Here is a 22613-nt window from a genome sequence, read left to right as displayed (position 1 = left end):
CCGTGGAGCCGTCTGCGGGGCTCAGCCCAGCTTGTGCATCCAGCCGTGCTTGTCGTCCCTGACACCGCGCTGGATACCGAGCAGCGCCTCGCGCAGCTTCAGGGTGACCGCGCCGGGGGTGCCGTCGCCGTGGGTCCAGGCGTCCGTCTTCGTCTTGACGTGCCCGATCGGCGTGACGACCGCCGCGGTGCCGCAGGCGAAGACCTCGGTGAGGGCACCGGACGCGGCGTCGGCGCGCCACTGGTCCAGGGTGACGACACCCTCCTCGGCGGTGTAGCCGAGGTCGCGGGCGACCTGGAGAAGGGAGTCGCGGGTGATGCCCTCCAGGATCGAGCCGGTCAGCGACGGCGTGACGATCCGGTCGCCGTAGACGAAGGCGATGTTCATGGAGCCGGACTCCTCGACCTTGGTGCGGGTCACCGCGTCGAGGTAGACGACCTGGTCGCAGCCGTTCGCGGCGGCCTCGGCCTGCGGGAGGAGGGAGGCCGCGTAGTTGCCGCCGGTCTTGGCGTCACCGGTGCCGCCGGGGACCGCGCGGACGTAGTCCTCGGAGACCCAGATGGTGACCGGCTTGACGCCCCCGGCGAAGTACGCGCCGGACGGGGAGGCGATCAGCATGAAGAGGTACTCGTTGGCCGGGTGGACGCCGAGCGCGGCCTCCGTGGCGAACATGAACGGGCGCAGGTAGAGGGACTCCTCGCCGCCGTGCGGCGGGACCCAGTCGGCGTCCTGGCCGATCAGCGCGTCGAGGGCCTCGATGAACAGCTCCTCGGGCAGCTCGGCCATCGCCATCCGGCGGGCGGAGTTGCGGAAGCGGCGCGCGTTGGCCTCGGGACGGAACACGGCGACCGAGCCGTCGGACTGGCGGTACGCCTTGAGGCCCTCGAAGATCTCCTGGCCGTAGTGCAGGACGTGGGTGGAGGGGTCGAGGGAGATCGGGCCGTACGGAACGAGCTGCGCGTCGTGCCAGCCGCGGCCCTCGGTCCACTTGATCGTCACCATGTGGTCGGTGAAGTGGCGGCCGAACCCGGGATTGGCCAGGATCGCCTCGCGCTCGGCGGCGGAGAGCGGGCTGGCGGAGGGCTTGAGCTCGATCGTGGGCGTCGTCATGAGTGGTTGTCCTTCACCGGTTGTGTAGTGACGGGCCGCGCTCACGCCCCTTTACTGTCAGTGACCAGTGCTAGGACGTCCGAGCATTCCCTCATTCCGCGGCTCCGCGTTCGATTATCGCAAGCGGGGAGCCGGGGAAGAAACGGCGTGAAATGCGACCCGGGGGATGATGGTGTCACCCGGCGGCGGACATGCGAAAGCCGCCGGGTGCGAGTGACCCGGCGGCTTCGAAGAGATTATCGAGTGATCCGCCCGGTCAGCCGGCTACTCGTACGGCCAGCGCGTCGCCGATCTCCGACGTGGAGCGGGCGGGCTTGCCGGTGCGCTCGGCGAGGTCGGCGGAGACCGCCTCCTCGATGCGGGCGGCCTCGGCCTCGTAGCCGAGGTGGCGCAGCAGCAGGGCGACGGACAGGACCGTGGCGGTGGGGTCGGCCTTGCCCTGGCCGGCGATGTCCGGGGCCGAGCCGTGGACGGGCTCGAACATCGACGGGAACTCGCCGCTCGGGTTGATGTTCCCGGAGGCGGCGACGCCGATGCCGCCGGAGACGGCCGCGGCGAGGTCGGTGATGATGTCGCCGAAGAGGTTGTCGGTGACGATCACGTCGAACCGGGCCGGGTCGGTGACCAGGTAGATCGTGGCCGCGTCGACGTGGATGTAGTCGGTGGTGACCTCGGGGAACTCCGCGGCCACCTTGTTGAAGGTGTTCGTCCACAGGTGGCCGGCGAAGGTCAGCACGTTGTTCTTGTGGACCAGCGTGAGCTTCTTGCGCGGCCGGGCCTGGGCACGAGCGAAGGCGTCCCGGACCACGCGCTCGACACCGAAGGCCGTGTTCACGGAGACCTCGGTGGCGACCTCGTGCTCGGTGCCCTTGCGGATGGTGCCGCCGTTGCCGGTGTACGGGCCCTCGGTGCCCTCGCGGACGACCACGAAGTCGATGGCCGGCTCGCCCTTGAGGGGCGTGTCGACCCCCGGGAGGAGCTTCGACGGACGCAGGTTCACGTGGTGGTCGAAGGCGAAACGGAGCTTGAGGAGGAAGCCGCGCTCCAGCACGCCCGAGGGGACCGACGGGTCGCCGATGGCGCCCAGCAGGATCGCGTCGTGCTTCTTCAGCGCGTCGAGGTCGGAGTCGGTGAGGGTCTCACCGGTGGCGTGGTAGCGCCGGGCGCCGAAGTCGAAGTCCTTGGTCTCCAGCTTCACATCCTGCGGAAGGACGGCGGAGAGGACCTTCAGACCTTCGGCCACGACCTCCTGGCCGATGCCGTCACCGGGAATCACTGCGAGATTGATGCTGCGAGACATGCGGGAACCCTACTCCTCGTCCCATGGGATGACACCGCATGTCCGCGATGCGGACACCGCGTCACGGACGTTCGGCGTGCGTTCACCCGGAGGTGTGGCCGTTGTCGGGGTCCGCTGGGAAGTTCACTTCCATGGACCTTCCCGACGTCGGCATTCCGCCGCGGCTCGCGCAGCGGATGAGCATGGCCGAGCAGCACGAGTACCTGCGCACGAAGCTGTCCCGGCGCCGCACGCTGGTGACGGCGGGCGCGGTCGCGGGCGGTCTGCTGACCGGCTGCGGCCCCGCGGGATCGTCCACCGCCACCGCCACGCCCTCCCCCACGGCGACGGTGCACGGCTCGGCCGTCTCCCCCTTCGGCCGCCATCTCGCCTTCGGCGCCGATCCGAGGACACAGATGCGGATCTCGTGGCAGGTCCCGCTCGCGGTGAAGAGGCCGTACGTGCGCGTCGGCCTGAGGCCCGACGACCTGGGCCGCGGGATCGAGGCCGAGCTGCGCGACCTGCACACCCCGGGGCAGAGCGGCGTACGCCTCGCCCTCGACCAGTACTACCTGCACGCGGCCCTGGACGGACTGCGCCCCGGCACGACGTACTACTACGGCGTCGGCCACGCCGGCTTCGACCCGGCGGACGCGCGCCACCGCTCGACCATCAGCACCTTCCGTACGGCCCCGGCGAGCCCGGAGAAGTTCGTCTTCACCGCCTTCGGCGACCAGGGGGTCGGTACCGCCGCGGCCGCCAACGACAACCTCCTGCTGCGCCAGAAGCCCGCCTTCCACCTCCACGCCGGCGACCTCTGCTACGCCGACGGCAACGGCCAGGGCCTGACGTCGGACGGCTACGACCCGGGCTTCTGGGACCTGTTCCTCAAGCAGAACGAGGAAGTCGCGCGGAGCGTCCCCTGGATGGTCACGACCGGCAACCACGACATGGAGGCCTGGTACTCCCCCGACGGCTACGGCGGCCAGCTCGCCCGCTGGTCCCTCCCGGAGAGCGGCTTCGACCCGCGCTCGTCGCCGGGCGCGTACTCCTTCGCCTACGGCAACGTCGGCGTCGTGGCGCTGGACGCGAACGACGTGTCGTACGAGATCCCCGCCAACTTCGGTCATACGGACGGGAAGCAGACGAAGTGGCTGGAGAAGAAGCTGGCCGAGCTGCGCGCGGCCAGGGGGATCGACTTCGTCGTCGTGTACTTCCACCACTGCGCGTACTCGACGTCCTCGCACGCCTCCGACGGCGGGGTGCGCGCCGAGTGGCTGCCGCTGTTCGAGAAGCACCAGGTGGACCTGGTGATCAACGGGCACAACCACGTGTACGAGCGCACGGACGCGATCCGCGGCGGCGCGGTCGGCCGGTCGGTGCCGGTCGGCGGCGCCACGGATCCGACGCGGGACGGGATCGTGTACGTCACGGCCGGCGGGGGCGGCCGGGACCTGTACGGCTTCCCCGCGGGCGTGAAGGAGAGCTACGAGGGGCGCGTGCACGACCACGAGTCCGTCGAGACCTTCCAGTGGACGAAGTCCAAGCAGTCCCGGAAGGAGACGGTGGAGTGGTCACGGGTGCGCTACCGCGGGTTCTCGCTGCTCTCGGTGGAGGCGGAGAGCGGGGCGCGGCCGCGGCTGACGGTGTCGGCGCTCGCGCAGAACGGGGGGCGCATCGACCATTTCGAGGTGCGGCGCGGGGCCTGACGGACCCGCGCCACACCTCGTTCGGGTGCGGCTCCCGGCTGTGAGGGACCGGTCAGTGACCGGTCGAGCCGCCGTTGTCACGGCGGTCGAGGGCGCGCTGCAGGGCTGCGGCGGCGTTCTTGCGGTCGGACTCGCTGGTACGGGAGGTGTGACGGACTCGACGGCGGGCGGTCGTCTCGGCCATGAGAAATCGACTCCTTCGAATTTCCGGGAAGGGGACAACGAGACGCCGGAAGGGGCGGGGAGCGACGGGCCGCAGGGGTTGCCTGCACGGGGCCCGGCTCACGACCGCCATTCGCTTGATCGAGCGAGACGTTCGGCTCCTACAAAGCTAAGGGAGGACAGCCGGTCTGTCTCCACAATTACTCGGACTTCCTACTATCTGAGACGGCGAAGTGGATCACACTGCGCTGACCTGCGGTTTCACCGAGAGGAGCGGAGAGCAGCCCCGCCCGTCCCGGGCGATGGCGAGAAGGCGGAGGGCGCGTACGCCATCGGCGCGGACCAGCGCGACTTCCTGCGCGGCCCCACGCTGAAGACCCTGCGGGCCGGGAGGGCTGGTGCTCGCGGCCGTCGGAGGCGGTCGTGCCGTTCGCGGAGGCGGGGAAGGCGCACGGGCGGGGAGATGCGAGGCGGAGGAAGGGAGCGCTGGTGCGGGTCATGCCCGGCCGACTCCGCGGCGGAAATCCTCGCGCCGTGGGCGGATCCCGTTGATGGACAGCCGACGTGGACCACACTCTTGAGTTCCCCGTACTGCTCGGCCTGATCGACGAGCGGTCGGCCGCGTTCCGGGACGCGATCGACTCCGCGCCCAGCCTCGACGTGCGGGCGCCGACCTGCCCCGAGTGCCCGCATTGTGCGCACGCGAAGGGGCCGGGCAACAGCCCGGCCCCTTCCAGCAACTGACGAGCCGTCAGCCCATGTGCGGGTAGCCGTAGTCGGTCGGCGGGACCAGCGTCTCCTTGATGGCGCGGGTCAGGGTCCAGCGCTGGAGGTTCTGCGGGGCGCCGGCCTTGTCGTTGGTGCCGGAGGCGCGGCCGCCACCGAAGGGCTGCTGGCCGACGACGGCGCCGGTGGACTTGTCGTTGATGTAGAAGTTACCGGCCGCGTAGCGCAGCTTGTCCATCGTGTACGCGGCCGCCGCGCGGTCGGACGAGATCACCGAGCCCGTCAGCGCGTAGTCGGAGGCCGACTCCATCTGGGTCAGCATCTCCTCGTACCGGTCGTCCTCGTAGATGTACACCGCGAGGAAGGGGCCGAAGTACTCGGTGGTGAAGACCTCGTTCTCCGGGTCCGTGCACTCGACGACGGTCGGGCGGACGAACCAGCCGACCGAGTCGTCGTAGGAACCGCCCGCGACGATCGTGCAGGTGGGGTCCGACTGCGCGCGGTCGATCGCCGCCTTGCTCTTGGCGAAGGCACGCTCGTCGATGACCGCGCCGATGAAGTTGGACAGGTCGGTGACGTCACCCATGGCGATGCCGTCGACCTCGGCGGCGAACTCCTCGCGGAAACCGCTGTTCCAGATCGACGCCGGGATGTAGGCCCGGGAGGTCGCGGAGCACTTCTGGCCCTGGTACTCGAAGGCGCCGCGGGTCAGGGCGGTCTTGAGGATGGCGCGGTCGGCCGACGGGTGGGCCACCACGAAGTCCTTGCCGCCGGTCTCGCCGACCAGACGCGGATACGTGCGGTACTTCTCGATGTTGGCGCCGACCGTCTTCCACAGGTGCTGGAAGGTCTTCGTCGAACCGGTGAAGTGGATGCCCGCGAGGTCGCGGTGCTCCAGGGCGACCTTGGAGACCTCGATGCCGTCGCCGGTGACGAGGTTGATGACGCCCTTGGGCAGACCGGCCTCCTCGAGGAGCTGCATGAGCAGCACGGCGGCGTGCGTCTGGGTCGGCGACGGCTTCCAGACCACGACGTTGCCCATCAGCGCGGGCGCGGTCGGCAGGTTGCCCGCGATCGCCGTGAAGTTGAACGGCGTGATCGCGTAGACGAAGCCCTCCAGCGGGCGGTGGTCGAGACGGTTCCAGACGCCCGGGGCGTTGGCCGGGGGCTGCTCGGCGAGCAGGTCACGGGCGTACTTGACGTTGAAGCGCCAGAAGTCGACGAGTTCGCAGGGCGTGTCGATCTCGGCCTGCTGGGCGGTCTTGGACTGACCGAGCATGGTGGAGGCGGCCAGCGTCTCGCGCCAGGGGCCGGCGAGCAGTTCGGCGGCGCGCAGGATGATCGCGGCACGGTCGTCGAAGGACATCGCACGCCAGGCGGGGGCGGCGGCGAGGGCCGCGTCGATGGCGTCCCGGGCGTCCTGCTGGGTGGCGTTGCGCAGGGTGCCGAGGACGGCCTTGTGGTTGTGCGGCTGCACGACCTGGAAGGGCTCGCCGCCACCGAGCCGCTTCTCGCCGCCGATGGTCATCGGCAGGTCGACCGGGTTCTCGGCCAGCTCCTTGAGCTTCACCTCCAGCCGGGCCCGCTCGGGCGAGCCGGGGGCATAGCCGCGCACCGGCTCGTTGACGGGGGTGGGGACCTGGGTCACAGCGTCCATGAGATCCGTAACTCCTTGAACTTGAGCGGGTGTTCGGGCTCAGCCCTTGCTGATCATGCTGCGGACGAAGAAACGCAGGTTCGCCGGCTTCTCCGCGAGCCGCCGCATGCTGCGCCTTCCCGGGGGACAACCCCCGGGCCCCCGGCCGAATGAGCTCTGTGCGTGTCTCATCCGTCAGCCCCGGGTGATCATGCTGCGGACGAAAAAGCGCAGGTTCGCCGGCTTCTCCGCCAGCCGCCGCATGAAGTAGCCGTACCAGTCGGTGCCGTAGGCGGTGTAGACGCGCATGCGATGGCCCTCGGCGGCCAGGCGCAGGTGTTCTTCGCCGCGGATGCCGTAGAGCATCTGGAACTCGTACTCGTCGGGCTTGCGGCCCGCCTGCCGGGCGAGTTCCTGGGCGATGGCGATCAGGCGCGGGTCGTGGGAGCCGACCATCGGGTATCCCTCGCCCTCCATGAGGATGCGCAGGACCCGGACGTACGCCTTGTCGATCTCGTGCTTCTGCTGGTAGGCGACCTCGGCGGGCTCCTTGTAGGCGCCCTTCACCAGCCGCACCCGGCTGCCCGCCGCGGCGAGCCGGCGGGCGTCGGCCTCGGTGCGGAAGAGGTAGGCCTGGATCACACAGCCGGTCTGCGGGAAGTCCTTCCGCAGTTCCTCGTGGATGGCGAACATCGAGTCGAGGGTGGTGTGGTCCTCCGCGTCGAGCGTGACGGTCGTGCCGATGGCGGCGGCGGCCTCGACGACGGGCCGCACGTTGGCGAGTGCGAGCTCGTGGCCGCCGTCCAGCGCCTGGCCGAACATCGACAGCTTCACGGACATCTCGGCCCCGGTGCCCAGGTCGAGTGGCCCGAGCCGGTCGACGAGCGCGAGATAGGCGTCCCGGGCGGCCTCGGCCTGCTCGGGCGTGGTGATGTCCTCGCCGACCACGTCCATGGTCAGCTCGAGGCCCCGCGAGGTGAGTTCCCGGACGATCGGCACGATCTCGTCGACCGTCTCGCCGGGGATGAAGCGGTCGACGACCTGCTTGGTCACCGGGGCCGCCGAGATCAGGCGTCGCATCCGGTCGCTGCGCGACGCGGCAAGAATCACGGGACCCAGCACGGGGCACCTCCACAGACCAGCAGACAGAACCACCGTGAAACCTAAGGATCCCTCCGATCGTGGGCCATCGACAGCTGTCACGCATCCGTGCCGCAGATCTCAGACAGATGTATGAAGCGGGGTGTTTTTGCGCGAGAATGCCCGAGTGGCAGGCGACAACAAAGGTGACTATCAGGAGCTGGTCGACGAGATCTCGGAGCTCCTGGGCGTACCGGCGACCCTGGAGAACCGCGACTTCGAGCTGATCGCCTTCGGTGCGTACGACAGTGAGGGCGAGCTCGATCCGTCGGCGCTGGACCCCGTCCGCGCCCGCTCGATCCTGACCCGGCGCTCCACGGCCGCGGTCCGGACGTGGTTCGAGGGCTTCGGCATCACGCGGGCGAGCGGCCCGGTGCGGATTCCGCCCACTCCGGAGGCGGGGGTGTACCGGGGCCGGATCTGTCTGCCCGTACGCCATCGCGGGGTCGTCCTCGGTTACGTCTGGCTCCTGGAGTCCGAGCCCGGCCCGACCGACCGGCAGCTGGAGGCGGCGATGCGGGTGACGGCCCGGATCGGCGCGCTGCTCGCGGACGAGGCGCAGCACGGGGCCGACCTGAGCCGGGAGCTGCGGGCGGTACTGACCGCCGAGCGCGGCTGGCAGTCCGACATGGCGGTGGCGGCCCTGCGCACGGCACTGGGCTCCCGCGGCGACGGCCCCTACACCGTGGTGTGTGTCGCCCCGTGGCCGTCCGCCGACCCGGACGACGCCCCGTCCGCCCGTACGATCCCGCACGCGACAGCCCTGTGCACGGTGCCGTGGAGCACCTCGGCCCAGTCCCTGGCAGTCCTGGTCCGCCTGCGAGCGACGGACACCCTGACCCCGGCGAACACGACGGCGGTACGGCTGCTGGAGCGGGCGCGGGGTGTGGAGGGGGGCGGGGGCGCCCATGGCGAGACGGGGAGCGGAGAACCGGGGGCGGGCGGATCCGGTGGGAACCAGGGCAGCGCTCCCGGGCCGGCGGTCCCTGACACCGGTGCAGCAGCTTCAGCCACGGCACACGACACAGGAGCCTCCGCCGCCGCCCGACGCACCGTGGCCGCCGGGGTCGCCGCCGCCCGCGTGGGCCTCGCCGAGCTGGCCCCCGCCTGGCAGGAGGCGTCGGCCGCGGCCCGGGCCGCGCTCGCGGAACCCCGGTTGGGCCCGGTCGCGGAGTGGTCCCGCATCGGCCCGTACCGTCTGCTGACCGCACTGCCCCCGGAGACGGCCCACGACCCCGCCGTACGCCCGCTCCTCTCCCCCGCCCACCGCGAACTGGCCCGCACCGCCGAGGTCTACCTCGACTGCGCGGGCCAGGCGGGGCGCACCGCCGCGGAGTTGGGCATCCACCGCCAGACCCTCTACTACCGCCTCTCCCGCGTCGAACAGCTCACCGGCCTGGACCTGGACGACGGCGAGGACCGACTGTTGCTGCACATGGCGCTCAAGGGGGCGCGGCTGTAAGGCATGTCGGGCCGAGAGCACCCCTCACGGCGGGCCCCGGACGCGGCGACCGCCATCGCCCGGGCGCCGGCACGCCACCCGTACTGATCACGAAAGGCGCACGTCAGCCTCGGGTGGCGGCCTCCACCAGTCGGCGCAGCCCCTCGGTGAGCTGTTCGGCTGTGGGTGCCGTTTTCGGATCGAAGGTCCACTGCGCGATGAGCCCGGTCATCAGCGTCAGGTAGAGCTTGCCGAGCGTGTCCGTCGTCTCGTCGGACACGTCCTCCTCGCGACCGCCCATGAGCAGCGGAATGATCCCGCGTCCGGCCTCCCGCTGGGCCTGCGCCAGATGGTCGCGCACCTCGGGCATCCGGTCGCCCATGACCAGGATCTCCATGCTCAGATGCCACGGCGAACCGGGCTCGCGCATGGTGCCGATGATGTTCGACCACACCTCCTGGAACCGTTCGAGCGAGCCCGGCTCGGTGGCGGTGCCGACGGTTCCGCCGCCGTCGAAGGCCTCGCCGAGCCCCTCGACCAGCGCGATGTACGCCTGCGCCAGCAGGGCGTCCTTCGAGCCGTAGTGATAGCCGATGGACGCCAGGTTGGTGCCCGACTCCTTCACGATGTCGCGCGCCGTCGTCCGCGCGAACCCCTTCTGCAACAGGCAGCGCTTGGCGCCTTCGAGCAGATCCTCACGGTGTCCCATGCGAGCCAGCGTATCCCGATCCATACAGACGTCCTAGACGACTGATTTATACGAGCGTTCTAGACAACCGTTTAAGACGTCCGTACAGTCTCCGGCATGACGAACCCGACGTGCACGACCGCCTCCGCCGGTGCCCGCGCCGGACGCCGCGAATGGACCGCCCTCGCCGTCCTGATGCTTCCGCTGCTCCTGGTCTCGATGGACGTCTCCGTCCTCTACTTCGCCATCCCGGCGATCAGCGCGGACCTGGAGCCGAGCGGCACCCAGCAACTGTGGATCTTCGACATCTACGCCTTCGTCCTGGCCGGCCTGCTGATGACGATGGGCTCCGTGGGCGACCGCATCGGCCACCGCCGCCTCCTGCTGATCGGCGCCGCGTGCTTCGGCGCGGCCTCGCTGGCGGCGGCCTACGCGAACAGCGCCGAGGCCCTGATCGCCGCCCGCGCCGTCCTCGGCATCGGCGGCGCGACCCTGATGCCGTCCACGATGGCCATGCTCCGCACGATGTTCACCGACCCCGGACAGCGCGCGAAGGCGATCGGCATGTGGTCCGGCGTGATGACGGCCGGGATCGCGCTCGGTTCGGTGATGAGCGGTGTGCTGGTCGAGTACTTCTGGTGGGGCTCGGTCTTCCTGGTCAACCTGCCCGCGATGGTGCTGCTCCTGGTCCTGGGCCCGATCCTGCTGCCCGAGTCGAAGGCCTCCTCCACCGGCCGGTTCGACTGGCTGAGCGTCCCCCTGTCGATGGCCGCGGTACTGCCCGTCGTCTACGGCCTCAAGGAAATCCCGTCCGAGGGCTGGAACGTCCGGTACGTCGTCTCGATCACCGTCGGCCTGCTCTTCGCGGCCCTCTTCGTGCACCGCCAGCGCACCGCGGCCTCGCCGATGATCGACCCCGCCCTGTTCCGCGGCCGCGGCTTCGCACCGTCCGTCGCCCTGAACCTCGTCTCGGCGTTCGGGATCATGGGGTCGGCCTACTTCACCACGCAGTACCTGCAGTCCGTGCTCGACAAGAGCGCGCTGGAGGCGGCCCTGTGGGCGCTGCTGCCGTCGGTGCCGATCGGGGCCGCGGCGCCGGTCGCGACCGCGCTGGTCCAGAAGGGCGTCAACCGCGCCTCCGTCGTCACCGCGGGCTTCGCGATCGCCGCGGCCGGCTTCGCGCTGCTGGCCTTCGCCGGTACGGACTCGATGTGGCTGGTGCTGGCCTCCTGCGGTGTCCTCGCGGTAGGCAGCGTCATCGTGATGTCCCAGATCATGGACCTCGCGATGGGCACCGCCCCGGTGGAGCGGGCCGGTACCGCGTCCTCCCTGATGGAGACCGGCGCGGAGTTCGGCGGTGCGCTGGGCATGGCGGTCCTCGGCTCCATCGGTACGGCGGTCTACCGCCACGACATGCCGGCCTCGGCACCCGACGTGGCCCGCGAGACGCTGGGCGGCGCACTGGCCGTCGCCGATCGGGTACCGGGGCTGGCGACCGTGGCCCGGGAGGCGTTCACCAACGGGATGCAGGGAGCGGCGATCGCGGGGGCAGTGCTGCTCGCGGGGGCGGCGGTGCTGGCCGCGGTGACACTGCGCCGGGTCGAGCTGCCCACACCGCAGGAGGCATCGGAGCCGGAGAAGGTGCCCGCGTAACAGACAAGCGCCGGGCGGGCCGAGGAAACCCTCGGCCCGCCCGGCGTTCGTGGTGAAGCGTCAGACCAGGTTCACCGCACGGGCCGACGTCGCCCCGATCTCCTCGGCGACCTCGGTCAGCACCCCGGCCGGAACCGTGTCGTCCACGGTCAGGACCGCGAGCGCCTCGCCACCGGCGATCGCCCGCGAGACCTGCATACCGGCGATGTTGATCCCGGCCTCACCGAAGATCCGGCCCACCGTACCGACGACACCGGGACGGTCCTCGTACTTGAGGACGACCATGTGGTCGGCGAGGGCCAGGTCGACGTCGTACTCGCCGACCGCGACGATCTTCTGGAGGTGCTTCGGCCCGGCCAGCGTGCCGGAGACCGACACCTCCTCGCCGTCGCCGAGCGTGCCGCGCACGGTGACGACATTGCGGTGGTCGGCCGACTCCGAGCTGGTCGTCAGCCGCACCTCGACACCGCGCTCCTGCGCGAACAGCGGGGCGTTGACATACGACACCGTCTCGGCGACGACGTCCTCGAAGACACCCTTGAGGGCGGACAGCTCCAGCACCTTCACGTCGTGCTGGGTGATCTCGCCGTACACCTCGACGTCGAGGCGGACCGCGACCTCACCGGCGAGCGCGGTGAAGATACGGCCGAGGCGCTCGGCGAGGGGCAGGCCCGGCTTGACGTCCTCGGCGATGACACCGCCCTGGACGTTCACCGCGTCGGGCACCAGCTCACCGGCGAGGGCGAGGCGCACCGAGCGGGCGACGGCGATACCGGCCTTCTCCTGGGCCTCGTCGGTGGAGGCGCCGAGGTGGGGGGTGGCGACGACCTGGTCGAACTCGAACAGCGGGGAGTCCGTGCAGGGCTCCTTCGCGTACACGTCGAGACCGGCACCGGCGACCCGGCCCTCCTTGAGGGCGGAGTACAGCGCCTCCTCGTCGACGATCCCGCCGCGCGCGGCGTTGACGATCCGCACGCTCGGCTTGACCTTGCGCAGCGCCTCGTCGCCGATGAGGCCGACGGTCTCGGGGGTCTTGGGCAGGTGGACGGTGATGAAGTCGGAGACCTCGAGCAGCTCGTCCAGGGACAGCACCTTGACGCCCATCTGGGCGGCGCGGGCGGGCTGGATGTAGGGGTCGTAGGCGACGACCTTCATGCCGAAGCCGGACATGCGCTGGGCCACCAGCGCGCCGATCCGGCCCAGACCCACGACACCGAGGGTCTTTTCGGCCAGCTCCACGCCCGTGTACTTGCTGCGCTTCCACTCGCCGTTCTTCAGCGCGGCGTTGGCCTGCGGGATGTGGCGGGCGGTGGCGACGAGGAGACCGCAGGCGAGTTCGGCGGCGGTCACGATGTTCGAGGTGGGGGCGTTGACGACCATCACGCCGGCCTTGGTGGCGGCGGAGACGTCGACGTTGTCCAGGCCGACGCCGGCTCGTGCGACGACCTTCAGCTTGTGCGCGGCGGCGATGGCCTCGGCGTCCACCTTGGTGGCGGAGCGGATCAGGATCGCGTCGACGTCGGCGATGGCCGGGAGCAGTTCGGCTCGGTCCGCTCCGTTGCAGTGCCGGATCTCGAAGTCCGGGCCAAGCGCGTCCACCGTCGCGGGCGACAGCTCTTCAGCGATGAGTACGACAGGTTTCGAGCTCACGTGAGTCCTCACAAGTCCATTGCGTGCGGACGGCCGTCCCGACGGCCGCAGGCGGTGGAGGGTACTGGCCGCGTTGAAGACGCACGACGCTGTGGGCCTGACGCGTATGTATGACGGCAGTGTAGTGGCGCTACCAAGGTCGTCCTGCGCCTCTGCGGAAGGATCACCCGTCCGTGACGGCACGGGTGGGTCAACGGGGCCGAAGCGCAGCGCTCCGACCCCGTCACGCGAGGCTTACGCCTCCTCGTCGACCCAGCTCATCAGCTTGCGGAGCTGCTTGCCGGTGGTCTCCAGCAGGTGCTCGGAGTCCTGCTGCTTGTACTCGTTGTACTTCTTCAGACCGCCGTGGTACTCGGCCATCCACTCACGGGCGAAGGTGCCGTCCTGGATCTCGGCGAGGACCTTCTTCATCTCGGCCTTGGTGGCGTCCGTGATGATCCGCGGGCCGGTGACGTAGTCGCCCCACTCGGCGGTCTCGGAGATCGACCAGCGCATCTTCTCCAGGCCGCCCTCGTACATGAGGTCGACGATGAGCTTCAGCTCGTGCAGGCACTCGAAGTACGCGATCTCCGGCTGGTAGCCGGCCTCGGTCAGCGTCTCGAAACCGGCCTTGACCAGCGCGGCCGTACCACCGCAGAGAACGGCCTGCTCACCGAACAGGTCGGTCTCGGTCTCCTCGGTGAAGGTCGTCTTGATGACGCCGGCGCGGGTGCCGCCGATGCCCTTGGCGTACGACAGCGCGAGCGCGAAGGCGCTGCCGGTCGCGTCCTGCTCGACGGCCGCGATACACGGAACGCCGCGGCCCTCCTCGTACTGGCGGCGCACCAGGTGACCCGGGCCCTTGGGGGCGACCATGCAGACGTCGACGCCGGCCGGGGGCTTGATGAAGTCGAAGCGGATGTTCAGGCCGTGGCCGAAGAACAGCGCGTCGCCGTCGTTGAGGTTGTCCTTGATGGACTCCTCGTAGACCTGGGCCTGGATCGGGTCCGGGACGAGGATCATGATGACGTCGGCCTCGGCGGCGGCCTCGGAGGGCGTCACCACGCGCAGACCCTGCTCCTCGGCCTTGGCCTTGGACTTGGAGCCCTCGTGCAGACCGACACGCACGTCGACACCCGAGTCACGGAGCGACAGCGCGTGGGCGTGGCCCTGGCTGCCGTAACCGATGACCGCGACCTTGCGGCCCTGGATGATGGACAGGTCGGCGTCGGCGTCGTAGAACAGCTCGGCCACTTTGGGTTCTCTCCTTGGAGTGCAGATGTTGCGTCCCACCGTATGACGGCGGGCTGACATGAAGATTCGGGGTCTCGGTATACGGGCGGCCGAAGCCGCCCGTGGCCGGCCCTACGCGCTGCGGTCGAGGGCGCGCAGCGAGCGGTCCGTGATCGAACGGGCGCCGCGGCCGATGGCGATGGTGCCGGACTGGACAAGCTCCTTGATGCCGTACGGCTCCAGCATCTTCAGCATCGCGGACAGCTTCTCGCCGCTGCCGGTGGCCTCGATCGTGACGGCCTCCGGGGAGACGTCGACGGTCTTGGCGCGGAACAGCTGGACGATCTCGACGATCTGGGAGCGCGTCTCGTTGTCGGCGCGCACCTTCACCAGAACGAGTTCGCGCTGAACGGCCGAGCCGGGTTCCAGCTCGACGATCTTCAGCACGTTGACGAGCTTGTTGAGCTGCTTGGTCACCTGCTCCAGCGGCAGTTCCTCGACCACGGTGACCACGATGGTGATCCGGGAGATCTCCGGGTGCTCGGTGACACCGACCGCGAGCGAGTCGATGTTGAAGCCGCGGCGGGAGAACAGGGCGGCGATCCGGGCGAGGATGCCGGGGGTGTTCTCCACCAGGACGGAGAGCGTGTGCTTGGACATGATCTTTTACGTCTCTCTCGCTCAGTCGTCTTCGTTGTCGCCGAAGTCGGGGCGGACGTCCCGGGCGGCCATGATCTCGTCGTTGGAGGTGCCGGCGGCGACCATCGGCCACACCATCGCGTCCTCGTGGACGATGAAGTCGACGACGACGGGACGGTCGTTGATGGAGTTCGCCTCCGCGATGACCTTGTCCAGGTCCTCCGGGCGCTCACAGCGCAGACCCACGCAGCCCATCGCCTCGGACAGCTTCACGAAGTCCGGCACGCGCGTGCCCTTCGCGTCCGGGTTGACGTCCTGCGGGCCGCTGTGAAGCACGGTGTTGGAGTAGCGCTGATTGTAGAAGAGGGTCTGCCACTGGCGGACCATCCCGAGGGCGCCGTTGTTGATGATGGCGACCTTGATCGGGATGTTGTTCAGGGCGCAGGTGGTCAGTTCCTGGTTGGTCATCTGGAAGCAGCCGTCGCCGTCGATCGCCCAGACCGTGTTGCCCGGCATGCCGGCCTTGGCGCCCATCGCGGCCGGGACCGCGTAACCCATGGTTCCGGCGCCGCCGGAGTTGAGCCAGGTGGCGGGCTTCTCGTACTGGATGAAGTGCGCGGACCACATCTGGTGCTGGCCGACGCCCGCCGCGAAGATCGTGCCCTCGGGGGCGAGCTGTCCGACCCGCTCGATGACCTGCTGCGGGGAGAGCGAGCCGTCGTCGGGCAGGTCGTAGCCGAGCGGGTAGGTCTCGCGCCAGCGGTTCAGGTCCTTCCACCAGGCGCTGTAGTCGCCCTGGTGGCCCTCGCTGTGCTCCTTCTGGACGGCCTGGACCAGGTCGGCGATGACCTCGCGGGCGTCCCCGACGATCGGCACGTCGGCGGCGCGGTTCTTGCCGATCTCGGCCGGGTCGATGTCGGCGTGGACGATCTTGGCGTGCGGGGCGAAGCTGTCCAGCTTGCCGGTGACGCGGTCGTCGAAGCGGGTACCGAGGGCGACGATCAGGTCGGCCTTCTGCAGCGCGGTGACGGCGGTGACCGCACCGTGCATGCCCGGCATTCCCACGTGCAGCGGGTGGCTGTCGGGGAATGCGCCGAGCCCCATCAGGGTGGTGGTGACGGGAGCTCCGGTGAGTTCTGCGAGGACCTTCAGCTCGGCGGTGGCGCCCGCCTTGATGACACCGCCGCCGACATAGAGGACGGGCCGCTTGGCCTGGGTGATCAGCTTGGCGCCCTCGCGGATCTGCTTGGCGTGCGGCTTGGTCACCGGTCGGTAGCCGGGCAGGTCCATGACGGGCGGCCAGGAGAACGTCGTCTTCGCCTGGAGCGCGTCCTTGGCGATGTCCACGAGGACCGGACCGGGGCGGCCGGTGGAGGCGATGTGGAAGGCCTGCGCGATGACCCGCGGGATGTCCTCGGCCTTGGTGACGAGGAAGTTGTGCTTGGTGATCGGCATGGTGATGCCGACGATGTCCGCCTCCTGGAAGGCGTCCGTGCCGATCGCCTTCGAGGCCACCTGCCCGGTGATCGCCACGAGCGGCACCGAGTCCATGTGGGCGTCCGCGATCGGGGTGACCAGGTTGGTGGCACCGGGGCCCGAGGTCGCCATGCAGACACCGACCTTGCCGGTGGCCTGCGCGTAACCGGTGGCCGCGTGGCCCGCGCCCTGCTCGTGACGGACCAGGACGTGGCGCACCCGGGTGGAGTCCATCAGCGGGTCGTACGCCGGGAGGATGGCACCGCCGGGAATGCCGAATACCGTCTCGGCGCCGACCTCCTCGAGAGAGCGGATGAGGGACTGCGCGCCCGTGACGTGCTCGGGGGCGGACTGCTGTCCTCCGGATCGGGGCCGCGGCTGCGGATGGGCCCCGGTGGCCTGCTCGGTCATCGTCATTCTCTTCTCGATGCTGAGGGTGTGAAGCTGAGTGGGGAGGCTGGGCAACAAAAAACCCCTCGTGCCATAAGGCAAGCGAGGGGAGCGCGCCGGGTGGGGATCGCTGAGCGGTCTGTGGCTCAGCGTCAGCCGACGCGCTTTCCAAGTACGAGAATTCGGGTGCGCATGAGACTGACCCTCCCCCCGGCACGCACCGACTGTCAAGTGGGTGGGACGGGAGTCTCATTATGTGAGCGGAGGGTCGTCCCACCACCGAGTACGGCAGACATGCTTCCGGTGTACACCGCCGCGCCCCTTTCCAAAGTTCCCGCGAACGCGGGCTCCGCGGGGCCGTGCGGCACCGGATAGTGCCCCGAGGCCAGCGCCCTGCGCAGCCGGTACTCGTCCAGCGGCCCCGAGAACGCCATGCCCTGCCCGTGCGTGCAGCCCATCGCACGCAGGGCGACGACCTGTTCCGGGAGGTCCACGCCGTCGGCCACGGACTGCAGTCCGAGGTCTCCGGCGATCCTGAGCAGCCCGCTGGTGATCTTGTGCAGTCTGGCGGACTCCACGACGCCCTCGACCAGGCTGCGGTCGAGCTTCAGTATGTCGACGGGGAGTTTGCGCAGGGCGGTGATCGCCGCGTAGCCGCTGCCGAAGCCGTCCAGGGCGATCCGGACCCCGACGCGCCGGATCGCGGTCAGCCGGCGCTCCAGCTCGTCCAGCGAGACCCGGGGGTCGGCGTCGGAGAGCTCGATGACCAGGGAGCCGGACGGCAGGCCGTGCCGGGTCAGCAGGGCCTCGACGGACCCCAGGGGCAGCGAGCGGTCCAGCAGCCGCTGGGCGTTCATCCGGACCGCCACGGGCACGGTGAGCCCGGTCGCGGCCCGCTCGGCGGCTTTTTCGACGGCCTCCTCCAGGATCCAGCGGCTCAGCTCCTGCGTCCTGTCGCTGTCCTCGGCCACCCGCAGGAACTCCGCGGGTGTGAACAGCACTCCCTGGGAGGAGCGCCAGCGCGCCTGGGCGCAGACCGACGTGATCCGGCCGTCCTCCAGACAGACGACGGGCTGGTGCAGCAGGGCGAACTCGCCGTCGTGCAGCGCGGCACGCAGACGCGTGGCCAGCTCAGCCTTCCGTACGACGTCCTGCTGCATCTGGGGCGCGTACAGCTCGACCCGGCCCTTGCCGCCCGCCTTGGCGCGGTACATCGCGAGGTCCGCGTTACGCAGGAGCTCGCCCGCGCCGAGTCCGGGCTCGGCGAAGGCCACCCCGATGGAGGCGGCGACCCGGACATCGTTGCCGTCGATGAGGTAGGGCTGCGAGAGCGTGACCCTGAGGCGGTCGGCGAGCTCCAGGATGTTGGCCTCGCGGGCAGTGCGGTCGCGGGTGCCGTCCCCGACGATCAGCGCGGCGAACTCGTCCCCGCCGAGCCGGGAGGCGGTGTCCCCGTAGCGGACCGCGTCCTGAAGTCTGCGGGCGGCCTGGACCAGCAGCTCGTCCCCGGCCTGGTGCCCGATCGTGTCGTTGACGGCCTTGAAGCCGTCCAGGTCGATGAAGAGGACGGCCGTGCCGCGGTCGGAGGAGCGGCGGCCGGACAAGGCCTGCTGGACGCGCCGGGTGAACAGGGCGCGGTTGGGCAGGTCGGTCAGCGGGTCGTGCTCGGCGTTGTGCTGGAGCTGCGCCTGCAGGCGCACTCTTTCGGTCACGTCCCGGCTGTTGAAGATGAGGCCGCCGTGGTGACGGTTGACGGTGGACTCGACGTTGAGCCAGCCGCCGTCGCCGGACCGGAAACGGCACTCGATGCGGGTGGTGGGTTCTTCGAGGGGGTTGGCGGCGAGGAAGCGCCGCACCTCGTGCACCACGCAGCCCAGATCCTCCGGGTGGATGAGACCGGCCAGTTCCGTGCCCACGAGGTCCTCGGCGGAGCGTCCGTAGACACCGGCGGCGGCCGGGGAGACGTACCGGAGGATGCCGTTGGGCGCGGCGATCATGATGACGTCGCTGGAGCCCTGCACCAGGGAGCGGAAGTGGTTCTCCTTCTGCGCGAGTTCCTGGGTGAGGGTGATGTTGTCGAGCAGCATGATTCCCTGGCGCATCACGAGGGCGAGCACGACGGTGCCGCCGGTGAGCAGCACCACCCGGTCCACGCTGCGGCCGTTGAGGACGTTGTAGAGGATGCCCAGCGTGCAGACCGCGGCGGCGAGATACGGCGTGAGGGCGGCCAGCGACCCGGTGATGGGCCGGGTGGCCGGATACCGGCCGTGGTCACCGCCCTGCGCGCCCTGCGGTCCCTGCGCGGACGGATGGTGCTGGATCCCGAACCGCTGTCTGGGCAGGTGCTCGCGCACCACGCGCGTGTGCCCGGCCGGCCGCTGCCGGTCACCGTCCGGGTGCCGGGGCGCGGCCCAGGGAGCGTAGGCGAGAAGCAGGGAGCCGGCGAACCAGCCGGCGTCCAGCAACTGGCCGGAGCGGTAGCTGTTGTGCAGCAGCGGCGACGTGAACAGGGCGTCGCACATCACGGTCAGGGCGAGCGCGCCGATCGCGGTGTTCACCGCGGTGCGGTTGACCGACGAGCGCCGGAAGTGCAGTGCGAGGACCATGCTGACGAGGGCGATGTCCAGCAACGGGTACGCCAGGGACAGCGCGGTGTGCGCGACGCTCGGCCCCTCGGACTTCGCCGCCTGGGCGAGGGCGAGGCTCCACGAGAGCGTGAGCAGCGAGCCGCCGATCAGCCAGGCGTCGAGGCCGAGGCAGACCCAGCCCGCCTTCGTCACCGGCCGCTTGGCGAGGACCAGCAGACCCACGATGGCGGGCGGCGCGAAACAGAGGAAGAACAGGTCGGCGTAGCTGGGGTCGGGCACCTCCCGGCCCAGCACGACCTCGTACCACCCCCAGATCAGGTTGCCGAGGGACGCCATGGTCGAGGAGAGCCCGAAGAGCAGCCAGGCGGGCCGAAAGCGGACCCGGCGGTTACGGGCGTAGACGAAGCACGACACGGCTGCCGTGCCCGCCGCGGCGCTCAGCCCGAAGTCGCCCATGACCAGGGCCACTTCGGGCGAACCCCAGCCGAACGCGGAACCGATGGCGTATGCCGCGCACACCAGGGCGAGAAGGAGTTGATGGACCAGGGTCGACCCGCCACGGGAGGCCGGCGGCAGGGAGGGCAGCACCCCCCGTGCGGGCCGGGCCCGCAGCGCTCCGTCGAGGGTGGTCGTGGGAGACGAGGGCGAGCTCACCGGGCCCTCCCGGTCCGCGCCGCTCCGGGGTCCCGGGGCTCCGGGTGCGCATGCCTCCTGCGGCTGTTGTGCCTGCGGTGATGACTGTGGTGACCGCCGTGATGGCCGCGTCTGCGCGCGGCTGTGTGCCAGGGTCGGAGCCGGCGGCCCCGCCGCGTCGGATCGTTGGTCCATAGGCCGTGCATCGCCCGTCGCCCCCCTCACAGTCTGCAATGTCCATCCCCGGCGCCGAACGGTGCGCGGCGCAGCCCCTGTCGGGACGATACACCAGTCTCGTCACTCAGGGACATAGTTCCTCTACGCTCCGTGACGACCAGCGGAGATGCGGGCACGGACCGCGTCCGAAAGGTTGCGGAGGGTACCGGAAGCGGATTAAGCGCCTGTTGCGCGCCCGCGCCCGACAGCGCGTTTCATGCGCGTCACGCGCCGTCTGATCCCGTTGTAAGGATCACGTTGCGCAGCGGCTCCTGGTTCACATAACGGTTCAACTGATCCACCAACAGGCGCTTGGCGCGCGGCAGGAACGCGGACGTGGGTCCTCCGACATGGGGACTGACCAGTACGCCCGGCGCCTGCCACAAGGGATGCCCCTGGGGCAGCGGCTCGGGGTCGGTGACGTCGAGGGCGGCGGTGATGCGGCCGGTCTCCAGCTCGGCGAGCAGCGCCTTGGTGTCGACCACGGGGCCGCGGGCGACGTTCACCAGGAGCGCGCCGTCCTTCATACGGGCAAGGAAATCGGCGTCGGCCAGGTGACGTGTGGTCTCGTCGAGGGGCGTGGACAGGATGACGACGTCCGCCTCGGGGAGCAGGGCGGGCAGTTCGGCGAGCGGGTGCACGGGGCCGCGCTCCGTGGTGCGCGCGGAGCGCGCGACGCGCGCCACCCGCGCGACCTCGAACGGTACGAGCCGGTCCTCGATGGCGGAGCCGATCGAGCCGTAGCCGACGATGAGGACGGACCTGTCGGCGAGGGCGGGCCGGAATCCGCCCTGCCACTCCCCCTTGTCCTGGGCCCGCACGAAGTCGGGGATCCCGCGCAGCGAGGCGAGGATCAGGGTGAGCGTGAGTTCGGCGGTGCTCGCCTCGTGGACACCGCGCGCGTTGCACAGCCGTACGCCGGGACGCAGGTGCTTCAGACCGGGGGTCACGTTGTCGACGCCCGCCGACAGCGTCTGTACGACCTCGACGGAGCTCAACCGGGGCAGGGGACGCAGGACCACGTCCAGCGGCTTCATGTAGGGGACGACGTAGTACGCGCAGTCGGCCGGGTCAGCCGGGAAGTCCTCCTCGCCGTTCCAGAAGCGGTAGTCGAGGCCCTCGGGGAGCCCCTCGATGTCGTCGGGCGGGATGGGAAGCCACACGTCAGCACTCATGCTCTGGAGGCTATGTCAGGCCCCCGGGAGCCCAGAGGTTAGGTTGGGGGCCGGAAGAGGGAGGGTCACGAGCAGGTGGAGCGCAGGACGATCGGCGCGGCGGCGCTCGCGGTGGGAGCCGTCGGACTCGGGTGCATGCCGATGAGCTGGGCCTACAACGGGTCGCGGCAGCGGGGCGACGAGTCGGTCAGGGCCGTGCACCGGGCGCTCGATCTGGGCTCGACGCTGCTGGACACGGCGGACATGTACGGCCCGTTCACCAACGAGCTGTTGCTGGGGCGGGTGTTGAAGGAGCGGCGCGAGGACGCGTTCGTGTCGACCAAGGTCGGTCTGCTGGTGGGCGAGCAGCACATCGTGGCCAACGGCCGCCCCGGCTATGTGAAGAGAGCCTGCGACGCGTCCCTGCGGCGGCTTCAGACCGACGTCATCGACCTCTACCAACTGCACCGTGAGGACCCCGAGGTCCCGGTCGAGGAGACCTGGGGCGCGATGGCGGAGCTCGTACAGGCCGGAAAAGTACGGTCGTTGGGGCTGTGCGCGATGGGGGCGCGGGGTGGACGCCGTTCCGGCACCCGGCTGTACGACGCGACGCTCCGGCAGTTGCGGCGCATCCAGCAGGTGTTCCCGGTGAGCGCGGTGGAGGCGGAGCTGTCGGTGTGGTCGCCGGAGGCTCTGGAGACGCTGGTGCCGTGGTGCGCGGAGCGCGGCGTCGGCTTCCTCGCGGCGATGCCCCTCGGCAACGGTTTCCTGACCGGCACGCTGACCCCGGGCGAGGGCTTCGAACCGGACGACGTCCGCGCCCGGCATCCCCGCTTCACCGCCGAGATGATGGCCGCGAACCAGCCGATCGTCGTCGGATTGCGCCGCATCGCGGCCCGGCACGGCGAGGGGGTGACCCCGGCCCAGGTGGCCCTGGCGTGGGTACTGGCGCAGGGCGGCCACGTGATCCCGGTACCGGGCACCAAGCAGGAGCGCTGGGTGACGGAGAACGCGACGGCGGCCGAACTGCGCCTGACCCCGCAGGACCTCAGGGAGGCGGGGGAACTGCCGCCGGTACAGGGGTCGTGGGACTAGCGGCTCATCGGCGGAG

General features: G+C 70.2%; 17 protein-coding genes. 5 read left to right on the top strand and 12 right to left on the bottom strand.

Going from position 1 to position 22613, the window contains the following annotated elements:
* Window positions 1–21 precede the first annotated feature (21 nt).
* Together ACZ39I_RS15590 and ACZ39I_RS15585 are read right to left on the bottom strand one after the other, a co-directional pair.
* A complete protein-coding gene (locus ACZ39I_RS15590) occupies window positions 22–1110 on the bottom strand; it encodes a branched-chain amino acid aminotransferase (RefSeq protein ID WP_467244932.1) in 1089 nt (362 codons plus the stop codon).
* 256 nt (window positions 1111–1366) lie between these two features.
* Entirely contained in the window at window positions 1367–2410 is a 1044-nt protein-coding gene (locus ACZ39I_RS15585; RefSeq protein ID WP_403663902.1) for a 3-isopropylmalate dehydrogenase, read from the bottom strand.
* Window positions 2411–2541: 131 nt separating this feature from the next.
* Between ACZ39I_RS15585 and ACZ39I_RS15580 the strand changes: the two genes are divergently transcribed.
* Window positions 2542–4098: a purple acid phosphatase family protein gene (locus tag ACZ39I_RS15580; RefSeq protein WP_467244931.1), complete on the top strand. Its 1557-nt coding sequence runs from the start codon at window positions 2542–2544 to the stop codon at window positions 4096–4098.
* 52 nt (window positions 4099–4150) lie between these two features.
* On the opposite strand, the gene ACZ39I_RS15575 is transcribed toward ACZ39I_RS15580, so the two are convergent.
* The gene (locus tag ACZ39I_RS15575) at window positions 4151–4282 is read right to left on the bottom strand and encodes a hypothetical protein (protein ID WP_020121043.1); all 132 of its coding nucleotides are present in this window, start codon (window positions 4280–4282) and stop codon (window positions 4151–4153) included.
* Between the two features lie 542 nt (window positions 4283–4824).
* Here ACZ39I_RS15575 and ACZ39I_RS15570 point away from each other — a divergent pair.
* The gene (locus tag ACZ39I_RS15570; protein ID WP_467244930.1) at window positions 4825–5004 is read left to right on the top strand and encodes a hypothetical protein; all 180 of its coding nucleotides are present in this window, start codon (window positions 4825–4827) and stop codon (window positions 5002–5004) included.
* Window positions 5005–5011: 7 nt separating this feature from the next.
* Here the strand turns inward: ACZ39I_RS15570 and pruA are convergent, their stop codons facing one another.
* Both pruA and ACZ39I_RS15560 read right to left on the bottom strand, forming a co-directional pair.
* Complete coding sequence (gene pruA, locus ACZ39I_RS15565) at window positions 5012–6643, bottom strand: L-glutamate gamma-semialdehyde dehydrogenase (protein WP_467244929.1); 1632 nt, start codon at window positions 6641–6643, stop codon at window positions 5012–5014.
* A gap of 174 nt (window positions 6644–6817) precedes the next feature.
* A complete protein-coding gene (locus ACZ39I_RS15560) occupies window positions 6818–7744 on the bottom strand; it encodes a proline dehydrogenase family protein (protein WP_467244928.1) in 927 nt (308 codons plus the stop codon).
* 145 nt (window positions 7745–7889) lie between these two features.
* On the opposite strand from ACZ39I_RS15560, the gene ACZ39I_RS15555 reads away from it, so the two are divergent.
* The gene (locus ACZ39I_RS15555; protein WP_467244927.1) at window positions 7890–9224 is read left to right on the top strand and encodes a PucR family transcriptional regulator; all 1335 of its coding nucleotides are present in this window, start codon (window positions 7890–7892) and stop codon (window positions 9222–9224) included.
* 103 nt (window positions 9225–9327) lie between these two features.
* On the opposite strand, the gene ACZ39I_RS15550 is transcribed toward ACZ39I_RS15555, so the two are convergent.
* Window positions 9328–9912 (bottom strand): TetR/AcrR family transcriptional regulator, encoded by a 585-nt coding sequence (locus ACZ39I_RS15550; RefSeq protein ID WP_467244926.1) that lies wholly within the window; start codon window positions 9910–9912, stop codon window positions 9328–9330.
* Window positions 9913–10008: 96 nt separating this feature from the next.
* Between ACZ39I_RS15550 and ACZ39I_RS15545 the strand changes: the two genes are divergently transcribed.
* Window positions 10009–11544 (top strand): MFS transporter, encoded by a 1536-nt coding sequence (locus ACZ39I_RS15545; protein ID WP_467244925.1) that lies wholly within the window; start codon window positions 10009–10011, stop codon window positions 11542–11544.
* A 60-nt stretch (window positions 11545–11604) separates the two neighbouring features.
* Here the strand turns inward: ACZ39I_RS15545 and serA are convergent, their stop codons facing one another.
* The 6 genes from serA to ACZ39I_RS15515 all read right to left on the bottom strand — a co-directional run bounded on the left by serA (window position 11605) and on the right by ACZ39I_RS15515 (window position 21523).
* Window positions 11605–13194 carry a phosphoglycerate dehydrogenase gene (gene serA / locus ACZ39I_RS15540; RefSeq protein ID WP_467244924.1) on the bottom strand — a complete coding sequence of 530 codons (1590 nt, stop codon included), beginning with the start codon at window positions 13192–13194 and terminating at the stop codon, window positions 11605–11607.
* Between the two features lie 234 nt (window positions 13195–13428).
* On the bottom strand, window positions 13429–14427 hold the full coding sequence (gene ilvC, locus ACZ39I_RS15535) for a ketol-acid reductoisomerase (protein ID WP_467244923.1): 999 nt from the start codon (window positions 14425–14427) through the stop codon (window positions 13429–13431).
* A 111-nt stretch (window positions 14428–14538) separates the two neighbouring features.
* On the bottom strand, window positions 14539–15066 hold the full coding sequence (gene ilvN / locus ACZ39I_RS15530) for an acetolactate synthase small subunit (protein ID WP_393605213.1): 528 nt from the start codon (window positions 15064–15066) through the stop codon (window positions 14539–14541).
* Window positions 15067–15087: 21 nt separating this feature from the next.
* The gene (locus ACZ39I_RS15525; RefSeq protein WP_352389355.1) at window positions 15088–16932 is read right to left on the bottom strand and encodes an acetolactate synthase large subunit; all 1845 of its coding nucleotides are present in this window, start codon (window positions 16930–16932) and stop codon (window positions 15088–15090) included.
* Between the two features lie 206 nt (window positions 16933–17138).
* A complete protein-coding gene (locus tag ACZ39I_RS15520) occupies window positions 17139–20153 on the bottom strand; it encodes a putative bifunctional diguanylate cyclase/phosphodiesterase (protein ID WP_467244922.1) in 3015 nt (1004 codons plus the stop codon).
* 419 nt (window positions 20154–20572) lie between these two features.
* Complete coding sequence (locus ACZ39I_RS15515; RefSeq protein ID WP_467244921.1) at window positions 20573–21523, bottom strand: 2-hydroxyacid dehydrogenase; 951 nt, start codon at window positions 21521–21523, stop codon at window positions 20573–20575.
* Between the two features lie 75 nt (window positions 21524–21598).
* Here ACZ39I_RS15515 and ACZ39I_RS15510 point away from each other — a divergent pair, with 75 nt between their 5' ends.
* Window positions 21599–22597 (top strand): aldo/keto reductase, encoded by a 999-nt coding sequence (locus ACZ39I_RS15510; protein ID WP_467244920.1) that lies wholly within the window; start codon window positions 21599–21601, stop codon window positions 22595–22597.
* Window positions 22598–22613: the final 16 nt, after the last annotated feature.

This window comes from Streptomyces sp. NPDC024687 (assembly GCF_055559055.1).
The sequence above is the reverse complement of the archived record's forward strand: the minus strand, read 5'-3'. Positions and strand labels throughout refer to the sequence as shown.

Excerpts from the sequence above, each read along its gene's own strand:
- ACZ39I_RS15545 (WP_467244925.1), top strand. The coding sequence starts at position 10,009 with ATGACGAACCCGACGTGCACGACCGCCTCCGCCGGTGCCCGCGCCGGA.
- ACZ39I_RS15515 (WP_467244921.1), bottom strand. The coding sequence starts at position 21,523 with ATGAGTGCTGACGTGTGGCTTCCCATCCCGCCCGACGACATCGAGGGG.
- ilvN (WP_393605213.1), bottom strand. The coding sequence starts at position 15,066 with ATGTCCAAGCACACGCTCTCCGTCCTGGTGGAGAACACCCCCGGCATC.
- ACZ39I_RS15575 (WP_020121043.1), bottom strand. The coding sequence starts at position 4,282 with ATGGCCGAGACGACCGCCCGCCGTCGAGTCCGTCACACCTCCCGTACC.
- ACZ39I_RS15585 (WP_403663902.1), bottom strand. The coding sequence starts at position 2,410 with ATGTCTCGCAGCATCAATCTCGCAGTGATTCCCGGTGACGGCATCGGC.
- pruA (WP_467244929.1), bottom strand. The coding sequence starts at position 6,643 with ATGGACGCTGTGACCCAGGTCCCCACCCCCGTCAACGAGCCGGTGCGC.
- ACZ39I_RS15590 (WP_467244932.1), bottom strand. The coding sequence starts at position 1,110 with ATGACGACGCCCACGATCGAGCTCAAGCCCTCCGCCAGCCCGCTCTCC.
- ACZ39I_RS15525 (WP_352389355.1), bottom strand. The coding sequence starts at position 16,932 with ATGACCGAGCAGGCCACCGGGGCCCATCCGCAGCCGCGGCCCCGATCC.
- ACZ39I_RS15580 (WP_467244931.1), top strand. The coding sequence starts at position 2,542 with ATGGACCTTCCCGACGTCGGCATTCCGCCGCGGCTCGCGCAGCGGATG.
- ACZ39I_RS15550 (WP_467244926.1), bottom strand. The coding sequence starts at position 9,912 with ATGGGACACCGTGAGGATCTGCTCGAAGGCGCCAAGCGCTGCCTGTTG.